General features: G+C 73.4%; 10 protein-coding genes. 2 read left to right on the top strand and 8 right to left on the bottom strand.

Annotated elements, in window-relative coordinates:
* Complete coding sequence (gene glgX, locus ABZT87_RS18970; RefSeq protein ID WP_355136966.1) at positions 1–2,118, bottom strand: glycogen debranching protein GlgX; 2,118 nt, start codon at positions 2,116–2,118, stop codon at positions 1–3.
* A 334-nt stretch (positions 2,119–2,452) separates the two neighbouring features.
* On the opposite strand from glgX, the gene ABZT87_RS18965 reads away from it, so the two are divergent.
* Together ABZT87_RS18965 and ABZT87_RS18960 are read left to right on the top strand one after the other, a co-directional pair.
* Positions 2,453–3,898 (top strand): glycosyltransferase family 4 protein, encoded by a 1,446-nt coding sequence (locus ABZT87_RS18965; protein ID WP_355136964.1) that lies wholly within the window; start codon positions 2,453–2,455, stop codon positions 3,896–3,898.
* 196 nt (positions 3,899–4,094) lie between these two features.
* Complete coding sequence (locus ABZT87_RS18960) at positions 4,095–4,739, top strand: maleylpyruvate isomerase N-terminal domain-containing protein (protein ID WP_355136962.1); 645 nt, start codon at positions 4,095–4,097, stop codon at positions 4,737–4,739.
* 1,042 nt (positions 4,740–5,781) lie between these two features.
* Here ABZT87_RS18960 and ABZT87_RS18955 read toward each other — a convergent pair.
* From ABZT87_RS18955 to ABZT87_RS18925, 7 genes are all read right to left on the bottom strand, one after another.
* Positions 5,782–7,065: a citrate synthase gene (locus tag ABZT87_RS18955; protein ID WP_354862874.1), complete on the bottom strand. Its 1,284-nt coding sequence runs from the start codon at positions 7,063–7,065 to the stop codon at positions 5,782–5,784.
* Between the two features lie 166 nt (positions 7,066–7,231).
* On the bottom strand, positions 7,232–9,283 hold the full coding sequence (locus tag ABZT87_RS18950; RefSeq protein WP_354862872.1) for a sulfatase-like hydrolase/transferase: 2,052 nt from the start codon (positions 9,281–9,283) through the stop codon (positions 7,232–7,234).
* On the bottom strand, positions 9,276–10,706 hold the full coding sequence (locus ABZT87_RS18945) for a class I SAM-dependent methyltransferase (protein ID WP_354862870.1): 1,431 nt from the start codon (positions 10,704–10,706) through the stop codon (positions 9,276–9,278). Before ABZT87_RS18945 ends, ABZT87_RS18950 begins: the two co-directional genes overlap by 8 nt.
* 14 nt (positions 10,707–10,720) lie before the next feature.
* Entirely contained in the window at positions 10,721–10,870 is a 150-nt protein-coding gene (locus ABZT87_RS18940) for a hypothetical protein (protein ID WP_007459587.1), read from the bottom strand.
* A gap of 283 nt (positions 10,871–11,153) precedes the next feature.
* Positions 11,154–12,383, bottom strand: a complete 1,230-nt coding sequence (locus ABZT87_RS18935; RefSeq protein WP_355136960.1) for a glycosyltransferase — start codon at positions 12,381–12,383, stop codon at positions 11,154–11,156.
* Positions 12,380–14,671 (bottom strand): glycosyltransferase family 39 protein, encoded by a 2,292-nt coding sequence (locus ABZT87_RS18930; RefSeq protein ID WP_355136958.1) that lies wholly within the window; start codon positions 14,669–14,671, stop codon positions 12,380–12,382. Before ABZT87_RS18930 ends, ABZT87_RS18935 begins: the two co-directional genes overlap by 4 nt.
* A 44-nt stretch (positions 14,672–14,715) precedes the next feature.
* Positions 14,716–16,182 carry a HAMP domain-containing sensor histidine kinase gene (locus ABZT87_RS18925; protein ID WP_355069019.1) on the bottom strand — a complete coding sequence of 489 codons (1,467 nt, stop codon included), beginning with the start codon at positions 16,180–16,182 and terminating at the stop codon, positions 14,716–14,718.
* Positions 16,183–16,198 lie beyond the last annotated feature (16 nt).

Below are 16,198 nucleotides of genomic sequence, written 5' to 3'. Positions count from 1 at the left end.
TCAAATCGTCCTCTCCAACACGACGAGGGAGCGGTCCGGCACCCGGATGGTGCCGCCCGCGCTGATCACCGTGGCGTCGTCGGGCTCGGGTTCGGCAGTGCTGATCACCCGTTCCCACTTCTGGCCGTACTCGCTGCCGGGCATCGTGAAGTCCAGCGGCGCGTCGTGGGCGTTGAAGCAGAGCAGGAACGAGGCGTCGTGGTGTTTCTGGCCGTACTGGCCGCGCTCGCGGATGCCCTCACCGTTGACGAACAGCGCCACCGAGCGGCCGAAGTCGTTGCCCCAGTCCTCGCCGGTCATCTCCCGCCCGTCGGGGGTGTGCCAGGCCAGGTCGGGCAGGGGCTCGTCGGTGCCACGCCCACCCACCGGCAGGCCGGTGAAGAACCGGCGGCGCCGGAACACCTGGTGCCGCTTGCGGAACTCGGTGAGCGTACGGACGAAGTCCAGCAGCTGCTCGTCGACGTTGTCCCAGTCGATCCAGGCCAGCTCGCTGTCCTGGCAGTAGGCGTTGTTGTTGCCGTGCTGGGTGCGGCCCAGCTCGTCGCCGTGGCCGATCATCGGCACACCCTGCGAGAGCATCAGGGTGGCCAGGAAGTTGCGCCGCTGCTTGGCCCGCAGGGCGAGCACCGCGTCGTCGTCGGTGTCGCCCTCCACGCCGCAGTTCCAGGACCGGTTGTGGCTCTCGCCGTCCCGGTTCTCCTCGCCGTTGGCCTCGTTGTGCTTGTCGTTGTACGACACCAAATCGGTGAGCGTGAACCCGTCGTGGACGGTCACGAAGTTGATGCTGTGGAACGGGCGGCGGCCGTCGTCCTGGTAGAGGTCGGCCGAGCCGGAGATCCGCGACGCGAACTCGGCGAGGGTGGCCGGCTCGCCGCGCCAGAAGTCCCGCACCGTGTCGCGGTACTTGCCGTTCCACTCGGTCCACAGCGGCGGGAAGTTGCCCACCTGGTAGCCGCCGGGGCCGACGTCCCACGGCTCGGCGATCAGCTTGACCTGGCTGACCACCGGGTCCTGCTGGACCACCTCGAAGAAGGTGGAGAGCCGGTCCACCTCGTAGAACTCGCGGGCCAGGGTGGCCGCCAGGTCGAACCGGAAGCCGTCGACGTGCATCTCGGTCACCCAGTACCGCAGCGAATCCATGATCAGTTGCAGCGAGTGCGGGCTGCGGACGTTGAGGCTATTGCCGGTGCCCGTGTAGTCGACGAAGTAGCGCCGGTCCTCCTCGCTGAGCCGGTAGTAGCTCGGGGCGTCCACGCCCTTGAAGCTCAACGTCGGCCCGAGGTGGTTGCCCTCGGCGGTGTGGTTGTAGACCACGTCGAGGATGACCTCGATGCCCGCCGCGTGCAGCGCCTTGACCATGCCCCGGAACTCCTGCACCTGCTGCCCCAGGTGGCCCAGGGCCGAGTAGCCGTGGTGCGGGGCGAAGAAGCCGATCGTGTTGTAACCCCAGTAGTTGCGCAGGCCCAGGTCGACGAGGCGGTGGTCGTGCACGAACTCGTGCACCGGCATCAGCTCGATCGCCGTCACCCCGAGCCGGGTCAGGTGCTCGATCATCGGCGGGGAGGCGATGCCCGCGTACGTGCCGCGCAGCTCCTCCGGGATGTCCGGGTGGCGCATGGTCAGCCCGCGCACGTGCGCCTCGTAGATCACCGAGTGGTGGTACGGCGTACGCGGCGGCTTGTCGTTGCCCCAGTCGAAGTACGGGTTGACCACCACCGACTTCGGCATGAACGGCGCCGAGTCGCTCTCGTTCATCCGCTCCGGGTCGGCCATGTCGTAGTCGTACACCGCCGGGTCCCACGTCACGTCACCGTCGATGGCCTTGGCGTACGGGTCGAGCAGCAGCTTGTGCGGGTTGCAGCGCAGCCCGTTCGCCGGGTCGTACGGCCCGTACACCCGGTAGCCGTAGCGCTGCCCCGGCTCGATGCCCGGCAGGTACGCGTGCCAGACGTAGGCGTCCACCTCGCGCAGCTCGACGCGGCGCTCGGCGCCGGTGTCCCACTCGTCGAAGAGGCAGAGTTCGATCCGCTCGGCCACCTCGGAGAAGATGGCGAAGTTGGTGCCCATCCCGTCGTAGGTGGCGCCCAGGGGATACCGCTCGCCCGGCCAGACCTGCATGTCGCTCCTTCAGACCATGGTCATGTGCGCACCGCGCCACGAGCGCGCCGACGACAGGCCGCCCACGCGCACGCCGGTATTGCCCTGCCCCCCGGTGCGCCAATCCATCCTTTCAGGCGATGACCGGAATCCACCTGTCTGATGCGCGCTACACCCTCAGGTGTCCTCCGTCACCATGGACGCTTTCAAGGTGCGTTCCGGGGCCCGATGCCCTTTGCTTGTCGGGGGGCACGCGTCCGCGCGCGACCTCACTCGGCCCTCGGCCACCCTTTCCACCTCTCACTCCGCCGCCACTGACGCCGGCGCGCACCACCATGCATGGACGGAGATTGATGTGACGACCCTGCGGGTCGATGAGCAGCTCGCTGCCACCAAGGACCGGGCCCACCGGCCCACCCTGACCTTTCGGCCGCAGCTTCCCGCGCAGCCCGGCCCGTCCGCGCAGCCCGGCGCGATCGTGCCCGCGCATGCCGGCCCCGGGGTGCCGCCGCAGACCCGTCGCATCCTCATGCTGTCGTGGGAGTACCCGCCGGTGCTCGTCGGCGGCCTCGGCCGACACGTGCACGCCCTCTCCGTCGCCCTCGCCGCCGCCGGCCACGACGTCACCGTCGTCACCCGCCACGCCGACGGCGCACCCCTGGAGGAATACGCCGACGGCGTCCGCATCCTGCGCGCACCCGAAGACCCCGTCACCTTCCCCCTCGCCACCAGCTCCCTGCTCGCCTGGACCATGGCCTTCAACCACACCCTCACCCGCACCGCCCTACGCGCCACCCAGGCCGGCAGCTACGACGTCATCCACGCCCACGACTGGCTCGTCGCCCACACCGCGATGACGTTGCGCGACCACCTGGACCTCCCCCTCGTCAGCACCATCCACGCCACCGAGGCGGGCCGGCACCAGGGCTGGCTGCCCGAGGAGATGAACCGCACCATCCACGGCGTCGAGCAGTGGCTCAGCAGCGAGTCCGGTCGGGTGATCGTCTGCTCCGGCTACATGCGCGACGAGGTGGGCGCGCTGTTCGGCGTACCGGCCGGACGCGTCGACGTGGTCGCCAACGGCGTCGAGTCACACCGCTGGAAGGTGCCGGCGCGGGACGTGGCCGCGGCGCGGGCCCGGTTCGCCGGGGACGGCCCACTGGTCACCTTCGCCGGCCGGCTCGTGTACGAGAAGGGCGTGCAGCACCTGATCGCCGCCCTCCCCCGGCTGCGCGAGCGGCACCCCGGGCTGCGCGCGGTGATCGCCGGCGACGGTCCGTACCGCGCCGAGTTGGAGGCCGAGGTGCACCGCCGCGGCCTGGGCGGCATGGTCTCCATGCCGGGCTTCCTGGGCGGCAATGACCTGCCGGCGTTGATGGCGGCGTCCGACTGCTTCGCGGTGCCGAGCATCTACGAGCCGTTCGGCATGGTGGCCCTGGAGGGCGCCGCCGCCGGAGCGCCCCTGGCCGTCGCCGCCACCGGCGGTCTCGCCGAGATCGTGGAGCCGGGAGCGACCGGGATGACGTTCCGCCCGCACGACCCGGACGGGCTCGCCGACGCCGTCGATGCGCTGCTGTCCGACCGCGAGCGGGCCCGTGCCATGGCCCGCCGCGCCCGCCGGATGGTCCACGACCAGTACGGCTGGTCGGCCATCGCCCAGCGCACCGCCGCCAGCTACGCCGCCGCCATCGCCAACGACGCCGCGTTCACGGCCGAACGCGCCGAGCAGCGCATGTCCCAGGGCCGGGCCCTCCCGGCACTGCCCGAGGGCAACCTGCTCGCCGCCGCCGGCCTGCGCTGACGGTCGGGCTGTTCCGGCCCGCTTGCGCTTGATCGACTCGGGTTCCTTGAAGTCGGGGTGTCCCGGTGCCGGGAATACCGCGACTTCCTGGAAGTCGAGTCGATCACATTGCAGTGACCGGGCTTCGCTGCTCAGCGCCGGCCGCCAGGCCGAGTCGATCACGGCGGAGGTCGGTCGGGCCTGCCAGAATGTGCGGATGTCTCGTCCTGTTGACGCCCTCGATTCCGCCTTTCCGGTCGCCGCCTCCATGGCGCTGGACCTGATCCGGCGCCCCGAGGTGTCCACGCAGTGGTCGAACCCGAGCGCCCTGCCGCACCTGTCCGTGGGCGCCCTGGCGTGCCACCTCGGGCGGCAGGCCGTACGGGCGGCGGAACTGCTGCCGACGCCCGCCGACCTGCCCACGCTGGAGTCGGCCGACAGCCACTACGAGCGGGCCGCCCGGGTCACCGAGGGCACTCCGGACGCCGACGCGGTCGCCGCGGGCTCGGACGAGGCCGACGCGCTCCGCGGCCCGGCGGACCTGCACGCCCGCTCCGGCGAGGCGCTGGCGAAGGTCAGCGACCTGCTGTCGCGGGGAGCCGCCGTCGACGTCGTGCCGATCCCGTGGCAGGGCTGGGCCCTGCGCCGCGCCGACTTCCTGCTCACACGTCAACTGGAGATCGTCGTGCACTCCGACGACCTCGCGGTCAGCGTCGGCGTGCCCACGCCGGAGTTCCCGGCGGAGGTCTTCGACCCCGTACGCGACCTGCTGGTCCGCCTGGCCGTCCGCCGGCACGGCCAGTCCGCGCTGATCGGCGCGCTGAGCCGCAGCGAGCGAGCCCCGGACATCTCCGCCTTCTGAACCCAACGTCCGACGCGCCCCACACCCCGCGCCGCCTCGGGCCCGGTGTCCGTCCCCCGGCCCCCTGGGTCCCTTGTTCGTCCCCTGTCGAGCTGCCCCAGATATGGGGCGGGCCGCCGGAAGCGAGAAGCGCGGATCAGCATCGCCAAAGCACGGATCAGCGCCGCCGAAGCGCGGATCAGCGTCACCGAAGCGCGGATCAGCATCACCTGAGGAGCCCCGGGGCCGGGACCGCCCCTTGATCGACTCCAGTTCGCCGACCTGGTGGTGTCCCGGCGCTGTTGATACCGCGATATCGGCGACCTGGAGCCGACCATTGGTGAGTCCAGGCCGACCAATCCGCGAAGCCATCCGTCGGCGGGGCAGGCCGGAGATCGGGCGCTTGAAACCCACCACGCCCCCGCCACGCCCCGGCCCGCCACGCCCCGCCCCGGCCCGCCAGGCCCCGCCTCGGCCCGCCCCGGCCCGCCACGCCCCGCCCCGGCCCGCCCCGGCCCGCCACGCCTCGGCCCGCCCCGGCCCGCCACGCCTCGGCCCGCCCCGGCCCGCCCCGGCCCGCCACGCCCCGCCCGGGCCCGCCACACCGCGCCCCGCCTCGGCCCGCCCCGGCCCGCCCCATAAGTGGGGCAGCTCGACAGGGGCCGAACCAGGGACTCGGGGTACGGCCCGCAGGGCCACCGGCCGCGGCAGATCGGCCGGCCCGCAAGCCGGAAGGCCCAGCGGAAGGGCCGCAGAGCGCCCCGCGAGGCCCAGCGGAAGCCCACGGACCGCCAAGCCGCGAGGCCCAGCGGAGGCCCCACGGGCCAGCCGCGAGGTCCGGCGGAGGCCTCACGGACCAGCCGCGAGGTCCGGCGGAAGTAGAACCCGATCACAAGCGAGAGGGTGAACGGAAGCCCCACGGACCGCCGAGCCGGAAGATCCGGCCGAAGCGCCCGGGCCGCCACGCGAGAGGGCGGGTGGGAACGGCGCAGGCCGCCGGCCCGGATCGGGTCGGCGGCCTGCGGGTGATGCGGGTGGTGCGGGTGGTGCGAGAGAGCGGAGGTCAGCGCTCGGCGAAGGGGAGGTAGTCCCGCTCGGCGGCACCGACGTAGACCTGCCGCGGACGGCCGATCTTGGTCTCCGGGTCGTTGATCATCTCGCGCCACTGGGCGATCCAGCCGGGCAGCCGGCCGAGCGCGAACAGCACCGTGAACATCTTCGTGGGGAAGCCCATGGCCTTGTAGATCAGGCCGGTGTAGAAGTCCACGTTCGGGTAGAGCCGGCGGGAGACGAAGAAGTCGTCGGCGAGCGCGATCTCCTCCAGCTCCATGGCAATGTCCAGCAGCGGGTCCGGCTTGGCCATCCGGCCCAGCACGTCCTGCGCGGCCTTCTTGACGATCGCCGCCCGCGGGTCGTAGTTCTTGTAGACCCGGTGGCCGAAGCCCATGAGCTTGACGCCGTCCTGCTTGTCCTTGACCTTGCGGACGAAGGACCGGACGTCGCCGTCGCCGGCGTGGATCTGCTGGAGCATCTCCAGCACCGCCTGGTTGGCGCCGCCGTGCAGCGGGCCGAACAGCGCGTTCACGCCCGCCGAGACGGAGGCGAACAGGTTGGCGTTGCTGGAGCCGACCAGCCGGACGGTCGACGTGGAGCAGTTCTGCTCGTGGTCGGCGTGCAGGACGAAGAGCATGTCCAGCACCTTCGACATCACCGGGTCGACCACGTACGGCTCCGCCGGTACGCCGAAGGTCATGCGCAGCAGGTTGTCCACGTACCCCAGGGAGTTGTCCGGGTAGAGCAGCGGCTGCCCGATGGACTTCTTGTACGCGTACGAGGCGATGGTGGGGACCTTCGCCATGAGCCGGACCGTGGAGATCTCCACGTGCTCGGAGTCGAACGGGTCCAGGCTGTCCTGGTAGAAGGTCGACAGGGCGCTCACCGCCGACGACAGCACCGCCATCGGGTGCGCGTCGCGGGGGAAGCCGTCGAAGAAGCGGCGCATCTCCTCGTGCAGCAGCGAGTGCCGCCGGATCCACTCGGTGAACTCGGTCAGCTGCTGCTCGGTGGGCAGCTCACCGTAGATGAGCAGGTACGAGACCTCCAGGAAGGAGGACTTCTCGGCCAGCTGCTCGATCGGGTATCCCCGGTAACGCAGGATCCCCGCGTCGCCATCGATGTAGGTGATCGCGGATGAGGCCGCTGCGGTGTTGACGAAACCGGGGTCGTACGTCGTCATCCCGGTTTCCTTCAGCAGCTTGCTCACCCCGATGCCAGCGGGGCCCTCGACCGCGGGATGTACCGGCATCGACAGCTGCCCGCCGGGGTGATCGAGCTTGACTTCCGTCATGTGGTTCCTCGCTTCGCCGGCAGATCTACGTTGAATTGCCTTCGCTTCTACCGTAATTGCGGCTCGGGGGACACTGCCCGCCGTGGTTCGGCGGTGAGGTATGCGTCACCCGATTCCCGACTGAGCAGCCGGGAAACCCGCCCTCCCGCCAGCGGAGGACAGGAGATCAGGACAACGTGAGGCGCCGTAGCGTACCGTCCGCCGCGACCTGGTAGACGTCGAGCTGATTCGTCCCGGCGCGGAACAGCCGGTCGTCGGTGAGCAGCGCGGCGAAGCGGCGGCCGCCCGGGTCGGCCGGCACCACCGGGACCACCGCGCCGATCCGGCCGTTGACGGCGACGGCCAGCAACGTGCCGTCCGGTATCGCGTCCGGCACGTCACCCCAGACCAGCGCCGGGAGGGTGCCGGTGTCCGGGTCGGTCGCCCGGAAGGCGGCCAGGTCGGCGACCTGGGCGCTGCCTCCGGTCGGGCCGGCGCGGACCTCGGTGCCCACCAGGGGGTGCGGTGTCGGCAGCGGCGGCGCGGTGGGCACGCCGCCGGGGAAGGTGACCGCCTCCCCGGGGGTGTCGTAGAAGTGTTTCGTGACGTCGGCGCGGGGAGCCTGCCGGGCGGAGCGGCCGTCGACGTGCCAGGGCAGGCGGATGCCGGCTTCATCGGCGACGGTGGGCAGCAGGTCGACGTGTTCCCAGTTGCGGTCGTCCACCCGGCCGGTCTGCTGCCCGGGCTCCTTGACGAACATGGGCACCCAGGCGACCTCACCGGCGGCGGCCTTGATGGCGTCCATGCCCCGGCCCTGCGCGCCCGGATGGAAGCTCACCCCGTGGTCGGCGGTGACGACGACGAGGGCCTGGTCGTAGAGGCCGCTGGCGCGCAGCGTCCGCAGGGTCTCCCCGATCAGCCGGTCGGTGTAGCCGAGTTGGGCGAGGTGACGCTGGCGGGCCAGCTCGACCCAGCCCGTGCCGTCGTTGGGCAGGTCCTCCGGGGCGTCGTAGCGGACGCCAGACGGCAGGTACGCCCACGGGGAGTGCGGCATCAGCAGGTGCAGGAAGTGCAGGGCGGGTCGGGGTTGCGGCTTCAGCCCAGCCAGGAAGCTGGTGAACCGGGCCGGCTGGTTGTCGTCGAGGCTGTCCCAGCGGAACTTCGGGTCGGCCGGGACCGGCTCGGCGGCGTCCAGGCCGGCCTCGACGCGGGTCTGCTCCCGGTAGGAGTCCTCCGGGTCGACGCGGGTGTTCGTCGGCCCGGCGACCTGGCCGAGCAGCTTGCCGGTCTCCCGGACCAGCACACCGAGGCCCTGTTCGGGGGTGACGGGCTGCTCGCACCGGCTGGGTGGGCAGAGCCGGGTGATGCTCTCCTGGGCCTGGATGTCGTACAGGCCGCCGAAGGCGGTGAAGAGGTTGTCCGGGTACTGCGAGTAGTGCGGCGCGACCGCCCGCGCCGGGTAGCGGCCGGTGAGCATCGCCGGCAGCGCGTTCGGCGTCCAGCCGCTGACACCGGTGGCGTTGCGGTACCAGGTCGAGCCTTCGGCCAGCTCGGCGAAGTGCGGGAACCGCGCCGCGTCGATCCGGCCGTCGCCGCCGAGCAGGCTGACCAGCGGCAGCTCGTCGAGGATCAGCATGACCACCGGCGGGTGCACGGCCACGCCCTGCGCGGTGCCGACCGCGCCGCCGTCGCCGCGTGGCAGCACGACCGCCGAGGTGGGCGAGACGAACAGGAACAGCGCCACGAAGGCCACCGGCCCGGCGGCGGCCAGTCGCATCGCCTTGCCCGGCGACCGCCACCGCCGGTGCGCGGCCGCGCCGCCCAGACCGGCCAGACCGGCAAGCACCAGCAGGGGTACGCCCCGAAGCGGCGTCGTGTGCCGGCCCACCTGCACGGCGAGGGCGGCGAGCAGCAGCCCGACCAGCGTCGTGTGGGTGAGCGCGCGGGCGGTGCGGCCGGCCAGTCGGCTCAGTGCGCCGAGCAGCGCCACGGGCACGGTGGGCGCGAGGGCCACCAGGGCGACCAGCAGCAGGATCTGGCCGGGGTCGGCGCGGTGGAAGAGGAAGAAGTCGGGGCTGCGGCCGAGTATGTCCAGCAGCGGCTGGGTGACGACCAGCCCGACCAGCGCCACGATCTCCAGCAGCCGGCCCAGCTCGCCGCGCCAGCCCCGGTCCCAGCGGCCGGGCGTCGGCGGGCCGGCGACGGGTCCCGGCGGGTCGGCGACCGCCGGTTCAGCCACCCATCACCGCCCGGTAGAGCGTGCGGGTGCCCGAGGGCAGTTCCAGTCGGTCGGTGATCCGGCCCCGGGCCGCGAGGAGCCGTTCGAAGGTGTCGCGCCGGTAGTCCGGGAAGAGGCCGTCGGGCTTGTTGGCCAGCAGCCGAGTGGCCATCGGGTCGTCCGGGTGGATGAACTCCACCACCACGGTGCCGCCGGGCGCGCTCAGCCCGGCCAGCCAGTCGACGACCTCCGGCAGCGGCACGTTGCGGCCGATCGCCAGGTGGTGCACCAGGGCCAGGGCGAGCACGACGTCCGCCGACGCCCGCTGCGCGAAGCCGGCGCGCTCGACGCCGCGCCAGCCGCCACCGGGCGACGGGTCGGCCAGGTCGACCACCAGCGGCAGGATCCGTTGCTGGCCCTCGGAGCGCAGCGCCCGGTACAGCTCGTCGACCACGGCCGGGTCCTGCTCGACGGCGACCACGTAGTCGGCGTGCCCGGCGGCCAGTCGGGCGTACCGGCCGTCGTTGGCGCCCAGGTCGAGCACCAGGCGCGGGCGGGCGGCGGCGGCCACCGCGGTGACCACGAACTGCTCCTTGGCGACCCGGTCGCGGGCCGAGTAGCCGCAGGTGCGCTGGTAGTCCGACCAGTGGCTGCGCGACGGACGGTGCTCCAGCCGGCGGACGAGCTTCTCGATGCCGCGTACGGTGGCCGCCTGCAGGTCCCGGGAGTAGCCGGCGGCGCGCAGTTGGGCCTTGACGTCGCTGGTGCTGGCGTCGGCGTTGCGTTGCTGCATGGCGCCGTGCAGGTGCAGGTGGGCCAGGACGCCGGGGCGCAGCCGGCGGGCGCCGCCGAAGAGGGGGCGCAGCTGGTCGGCCTCGATGCCGTCGACCTGGGCGCGCAGCCAGGGCTGGAAGTCCACGCCCAGGTGGGCGGTGAGCAGCAGCGGGTAGAGCACGGTCTGGCAGAACTGCCGGTAGCCCGCCCACGGCTCCCCGTCGCGCAGCGGCTCGAAGGAGCCGATGTCGATGAAGACCGGCTTCGCGCCGCGCCACTGCAGGTTGTAGGCGGAGCCGTCCTTGGTGGTGAAGCCGTTGGCGAGGGCGGTACGCAGGATCTCCAGGTGCAGCAGTGCGGCGTCGCGCAGCATGCCGAAGGACCACTCGTACGGGTGGGAGACGAACGGGATGCGCTCGTGGCGCAGCACCGCCGCCCACGGGGTGCCGGCCGCGGCGGGCACCAGCGCCGGCGGGGCGTCCTCGGTGGCGCAGACCTTGCCCGCCGAGACGAGCGTGGGAAAGAACGGGCTGGCCGCGAGGGTCCGCCAGTGCTCGGCGGCCTGGGCGTCGAGCCCGCGCAGCACCTCGTCGCCGACGTGGAACACCCGGTTGGCGGGGTCGCGGAAGGAGGCGGGCTCGGGGCGTACCCCGGTGGGTGAGGTCGTCATCGTCGCGGCGACCGCTACCGCTGGTCGGTGGGCTGCCGACGGAACCGGTCGACCAGCCGTCGCCAGTAGAGCTTGGCGGCGACCGCGGCGCCGGCCACCCCGCCGACGACGGCCTGCACGATCAGGCTGCCGGATCCCGCGTCCAGGTAGGCCAGATGGATCACCGACCGCTCCTTCCCCTCGCCCGTCTCGACACCGGCGTCCCGGGGATGCAGCGGTGAGGCTTTTAACCCAGAAAGCCGGACTTGTCCATCACCGTACGCTGCTCGTCTGCGCCGTCGCGGCGACATCGGAGGACTCCCAGCCCGGCCACAGGAAGCGGCCCTCGTCGGTACGCTGCGAAGCTGCGCTGGACACCCGAACGCCGACGAGGACCCCGACGGGCGCCACGCGCGACGCGTCGTCGAGGTCCTCGCGGACGTGCTGGGCGGCTGACCGGCGGCTGTCTCAGCCCCGCCGGTGGTGCATGCCGAGGCGCAGCAGCACGAAGCGCAGCACGGTCGCGGCCAGGTTCGCGGCCACCAGGACGGCCAGCTCCACCGGCCGGGCGGGCACGGCGACGAGAGCGTGCAGCACCGCCAGCGCCCCGCTGGTCAGCGCCAGGCCGAGCGCGAACGCCAGCAGCCCCTGCGCGTGGTGGCGACCGGCGTGCCGGCTGCCGGTGATGCCGAACGTCAGCCGCCGGTTCGCGGCCGTGTTCGCCACCGCCGTCACCAGCAGGGCCAGCAGGTTCGCCGGCTGCGCCCCGAGCGCACCCCGGGTGGCCACGAAGAGCAGCAGGTACGCCAGCGTGCTGGCCACCCCGACGGCGGCGAACCGGGTCAGCTGCCGGGGCAGCCCGACCGGCACCTGCGCCGGCGGCGCGGCCAGCGGCGCCCGGCCGAGCTGCGCGCGCAGCTCGGCCAGCGGCAGCGCGCCGGTCACCAGTGCCCGACCGAGGCGGCCCATCCCCCGCAGGTCGGCCAAGGCGGTGGCGACGATGTCGACGCGGCTGTCCGGGTCGTCGACCCAGTCCACCGGCACCTCGTGGATGCGCAGCCCGGCCCGTTGGGCGAGCACCAGCAGCTCGGTGTCGAAGAACCAGCCGGTGTCGCGTACGTGCGGGAGCAGCCCGGCGGCCACGTCCGCGCGGATGGCCTTGAACCCGCACTGCGCGTCGGAGAACCGCGCCGCCAGCGCGCCCCGCAGCAGCAGGTTGTAGGCCCGGGAGATCACCTCCCGCTTGGCGCCGCGCACCACCCGGGACGTACGCGCCAGCCGGGTGCCGATCGCCAGGTCGGAGTGGCCGGAGATGAGCGGCGCGACCAGAGGCAGCAGCGCCGCCAGGTCGGTGGACAGGTCCACGTCCATGTACGCCAGCACCGGCGCGGACGACGCGGACCACGCGGCGGACAGCGCCCGCCCCCGCCCCTTGGCGTCCAGGTGCCGTACGCCGACGCCGGGCAGCTCGGCGGCGAGCGCCTGGGCCACGGCCAGGGTGCCGTCCACGCTGGCGTTGTCGGCGACGGTGATCTGGAACGGGTACGGGAAGTGCTCGCTGAGATGCGCGTGCAAGCGGCGTACGCACGGCCCGAGGTCGGTCTCCTCGTTGTAGACCGGGATCACCACGTCCAGCACCGCGCCCGAGGTGGTGGATCGGGTCTGGACGGCGGCACGGGGGCCGCTGAGCGCGGTCACGACGCGTCCGCGCCGGTGCTCAGGTCGTAGACGGTGACTCCGTCCACGGTCTGCGCCGTGAAGGTCTCCGCGACCCAGGTGGAGATCTCCTGCGCGGCGGAGCTGCCACCGTTGGCCCGGAAGCCGCCGCCACCCACGAAATAGTGGATCTTGTGCTCGGCGACGTGACGCTGGAACTGCGCGAGCGTCGGTGACGGGTCGCTGCCGTTGAACCCGCCGATCGGCATCACCGGGTCACCGGTGGCCAACTGGTAGCCGGAGGCGTTGTTGGAACCGATGGTGGCCGCCACCCAGGTGTAGTCGTCGCTGTCGCGCTCCAGCAGCTCGCGCAGCGCGGCGCTGGGCTCGCGGGCGTCGAGCAGACCGCCCATGCCGCCGCCCTCCCGGCCACCACCGGCGCCGGGCAGCTGACCGCCGCCGGGAAAACCGCCCGGGAAGCCCGGCACCTGCGCGCCGCCGGGAGCGCCCGGCACCTGCGCGCCGCCGGGAGCGCCGGGCACCTGGGCACCGCCGGGAGCACCGGGCAGCTGGGCACCGCCGGGAGCACCGGGCAGCTGACCGCCGCCCGGGAAGCCCGGGAACTGCCCGCCGTTCTGGTTGCCGTTGCGGCCGTCGCCGGGGAACTGCCCGCCGCCGGGGAACGCCATGCCGCCGGGCGGTCGTCCGCCGGGGAAGCCGCCGCGACCGAAACCGCCCGCCACCGCCGGGCCGGCGCTCGGGATCGAGCCGGTGTGCGGGGTTGCGGCGGTCTGCGCCGCGTACGCCGCCGGCCCCGCCAGGGCCGCCGCCGCGCCGACGCCGAGCACCACGGGCACCAGCCAGCGGGGCAGTCGGGCGGCCAGCAGGATCAGGGCCGCGCCGAGCAGGCCGGCGACCAGCACGGCGGTACGCAGCCACGGGTACCAGTCGGGGCTGCGCCCGAGCAGCACCCACGCCCACCAGACGGTGACCGCGAGGGTGGCGGCGAGCGTCGCCGTGGCGGCCAGCGGACGCCACCGCTGCCATCGGGACATCACCACCGGTTCGTCAGGCGTGCCGGCGACCGGGGCCGGCCGCGGTCGGCGCTGCCGCCAGAGCAGGGTGACGCCGATGCCGACCAGCGCGCCGACGGCCGGTGCGAGCGCCACGGTGTAGTAGGCGTGGAAGATCCCGGACATGAAGCTGAAGATCAGACCGGTGACCAGCAGCCAACCGCCCCACAGCAGCAGGCCGGCCCGGGTGCGGTCGGTACGCGCGGCCCGCCCGGCCACCAGCAGGCCCGCGACCAGCAGGATCAGCGCGGCCGGCAGCAGCCAGGAGATCTGACCGCCGACCTCGCCGTCGAACATCCGCAGCAGGCCGGTCTGCCCGGAGAACGGGCCACCGCCACCGCCCATCCGCCCGGCACCGCCGCCGCCGACGCTGCCCACCTCGTCGCCGGTGATCCGGCCGAGGCCGTTGTAGCCGAGGGTCAGCTCCAGGATGCTGTTGCCCTGCGAACCGCCGATGTACGGGCGGGCGCTGGCCGGGACGAGTTCGACGACGGCCACCCACCAACCGGCGGACACCACCACCGCGAGACCGGCCAGCAGCAGTTGCCGCACCCGCCGCCACAGCCCGGTCGGCGCGGCCAGCAGGTAGACGCCGGCGAACACCGGCACCAGCAGGAACGCCTGGAGCATCTTGGTCAGGAAGCCGAAGCCGACCAGCACGCCGGCCAGCACGATCCACCGGGTGCTGGCCGTCTCCAGCGCGCGCACGGTGGCGTACGCGCCGCCGACCAGCAGCAGCACGAGCAGCGCGTCCGGGTTGTTGAAGCGGAACATGAGCGTCGCCACCGGGGTGAGGGCGAGGACCGCACCGGCGATCAGGGCGGCGACCGGCCCGTACCAGCGCTTGACGCTCGCGTACAGCACGCCGACGGAGGCGACCCCGCAGAGCGCCTGCGGAACGAGCATCGCCCAGCTGTTGAGCCCGAAGACGCGCACCGACAGGGCCATCAGCCACAGCGAGGCGGGTGTCTTGTCCACGGTGATCGAGTTGGCCGCGTCCGACGAGCCGTAGAAGAACGCCTTCCCGCTCACCGAGCCGGCCTGCACGGCGGCCGCGTAGAACGAGTTGGCCCAGCCGGAGGCGCCCAGGCCCCAGAGGTACAGCAGGCCGGCGCCCAGGAGCAGGACCACCAGCGCGGGCCGGGTCCAGGCCGGCGCACGGCCCGCCGGCGGCGAGTGCTCCTCGGGGCGCGTGGTCGTGCGGGGCGGCCCCTCCGGTTCGGCGGGCGTCGTCGGCAGGGTGTCTGTTCTGTCCATGCGGCCAGCCTCGGCGGCCGGACTGGCGGAACCCCGTGCGCCGACTATGTGTCAGCTGTGGGATTCGGCAGGCGGACGACGAACACGGTCCGCCCCGGCCGGCTGTCGACGGTGACCGTGCCGTGGTGGGCCTCCACCACGGCCGCCACGATCGCCAGGCCGAGGCCGGTGCTGCCGTGCGCCCGCGACCGGGAGCTGTCGCCCCGGGCGAACCGCTCGAACATCTCCGGTCGCAGCTCCGCCGGCACCCCCGGCCCGTCGTCGGCGACGGTGAGCACGGCGGTGTCCGCCTCGACGGCCAGCGTGGTGGTGACCGTCGTTCCCGGCGGGGTGTGCACGCGGGCGTTGGCCAGCAGGTTCGCCACCACCTGGTGCAGGCGGGCGGCGTCGCCGGGCACCCGGATGACCACCTCGGGCAGGTCGAGCTGCCAGCGGTGCTCGGGGCCGGCCACGTGCGCGTCGCTGACCGCGTCCACCACGAGTGCGGACAGGTCGACCGGGTCCACGGCGAGCGGCCGGCCGGTGTCGAGCCGGGCCAGCAGCAGCAGGTCGTCGACGAGACTGGTCATCCGGGTGCTCTCCGACTCGACGCGGCGCAGCGCGTGCGCCACGTCGGCGGGCACCTCGTCACGGCCGCGCCGGGCCACCTCGGCGTACCCCCGGATCGCCGCGAGGGGAGTGCGCAGCTCGTGGCTGGCGTCGGCGACGAACTGGCGTACGCGGGTCTCGCTGGCCTGTCGCGCGGACAGCGCGTCGGCGACGTGGCCGAGCATCCGGTTGAGCGCCGCGCCGACCTGGCCGACCTCGGTCCGCGGGTCGGTGTCCCCGGCCGGCACCCGGACGGCGAGCGCGACCTCGCCCCGGTCCAGCGGCAGCTCGGTGACCCGGGTGGCGGTGGCGGCCACCCGGTTCAGCGGTCGCAGCGTGGCGCGCACGATCAGCGCGCCTGCCGCACCGGCGAGGAGCAGCCCGACGGCGGCCACCCCGGCCTGCGCGGCGACCAGCGCCCAGACGGTGTCCTGTACGCCGCTGAGCGGGATCGCCACGGCCAGCACGTCCCCGCTGGGTAGCTGCCGCGCCACCGCCCGGACGTCGCCCTCGCCGAGGGTGACCGTGCGCGGCCGACCGTCGGTGGGCAGCGCGACCAGCCGCGCGGCGTCCGCGGCGGGGACGTCGGCGAGGCTGCCGCTCTCGGTGCTCCTCGTCGCCGTGGTGACGCCGTCGGCGAGGCGTACGGCCAGCGAGCCCGGCGGGAAGCCACGCGGAGGCTCCGGCGGGGGCGGGCCGACGGCGCCCGGAGGCGTGGCGGGCCACCCGGGGTCGCCGCCCTGGCGGAACCACGGCGGCACGTCGGCGCGCGGCCGGTCCCCCATCGTCAACTGATTGTCGACCTGGCCGACCAGGAAGTGCCGCAGGGCGACCGTGGTGAGTCCGCCGATCGCGACGCTGACCAGGGCGAGCAGTGCCACCAGGGCGAACACCAGCCGGGCCCGCAGCGACCGGCCGGCCAGCCACCGCCGGGCGGTG

The organism is Micromonospora sp. NPDC005237 (assembly GCF_040607775.1).
Classification (GTDB): domain Bacteria; phylum Actinomycetota; class Actinomycetes; order Mycobacteriales; family Micromonosporaceae; genus Micromonospora.
This window is presented reverse-complemented; position numbering and strand designations above follow the sequence as displayed.

Excerpts from the sequence above, each read along its gene's own strand:
- ABZT87_RS18960 (WP_355136962.1), top strand. The coding sequence starts at position 4,095 with ATGTCTCGTCCTGTTGACGCCCTCGATTCCGCCTTTCCGGTCGCCGCC.
- glgX (WP_355136966.1), bottom strand. The coding sequence starts at position 2,118 with ATGCAGGTCTGGCCGGGCGAGCGGTATCCCCTGGGCGCCACCTACGAC.
- ABZT87_RS18955 (WP_354862874.1), bottom strand. The coding sequence starts at position 7,065 with ATGACGGAAGTCAAGCTCGATCACCCCGGCGGGCAGCTGTCGATGCCG.
- ABZT87_RS18945 (WP_354862870.1), bottom strand. The coding sequence starts at position 10,706 with ATGACGACCTCACCCACCGGGGTACGCCCCGAGCCCGCCTCCTTCCGC.
- ABZT87_RS18930 (WP_355136958.1), bottom strand. The coding sequence starts at position 14,671 with ATGGACAGAACAGACACCCTGCCGACGACGCCCGCCGAACCGGAGGGG.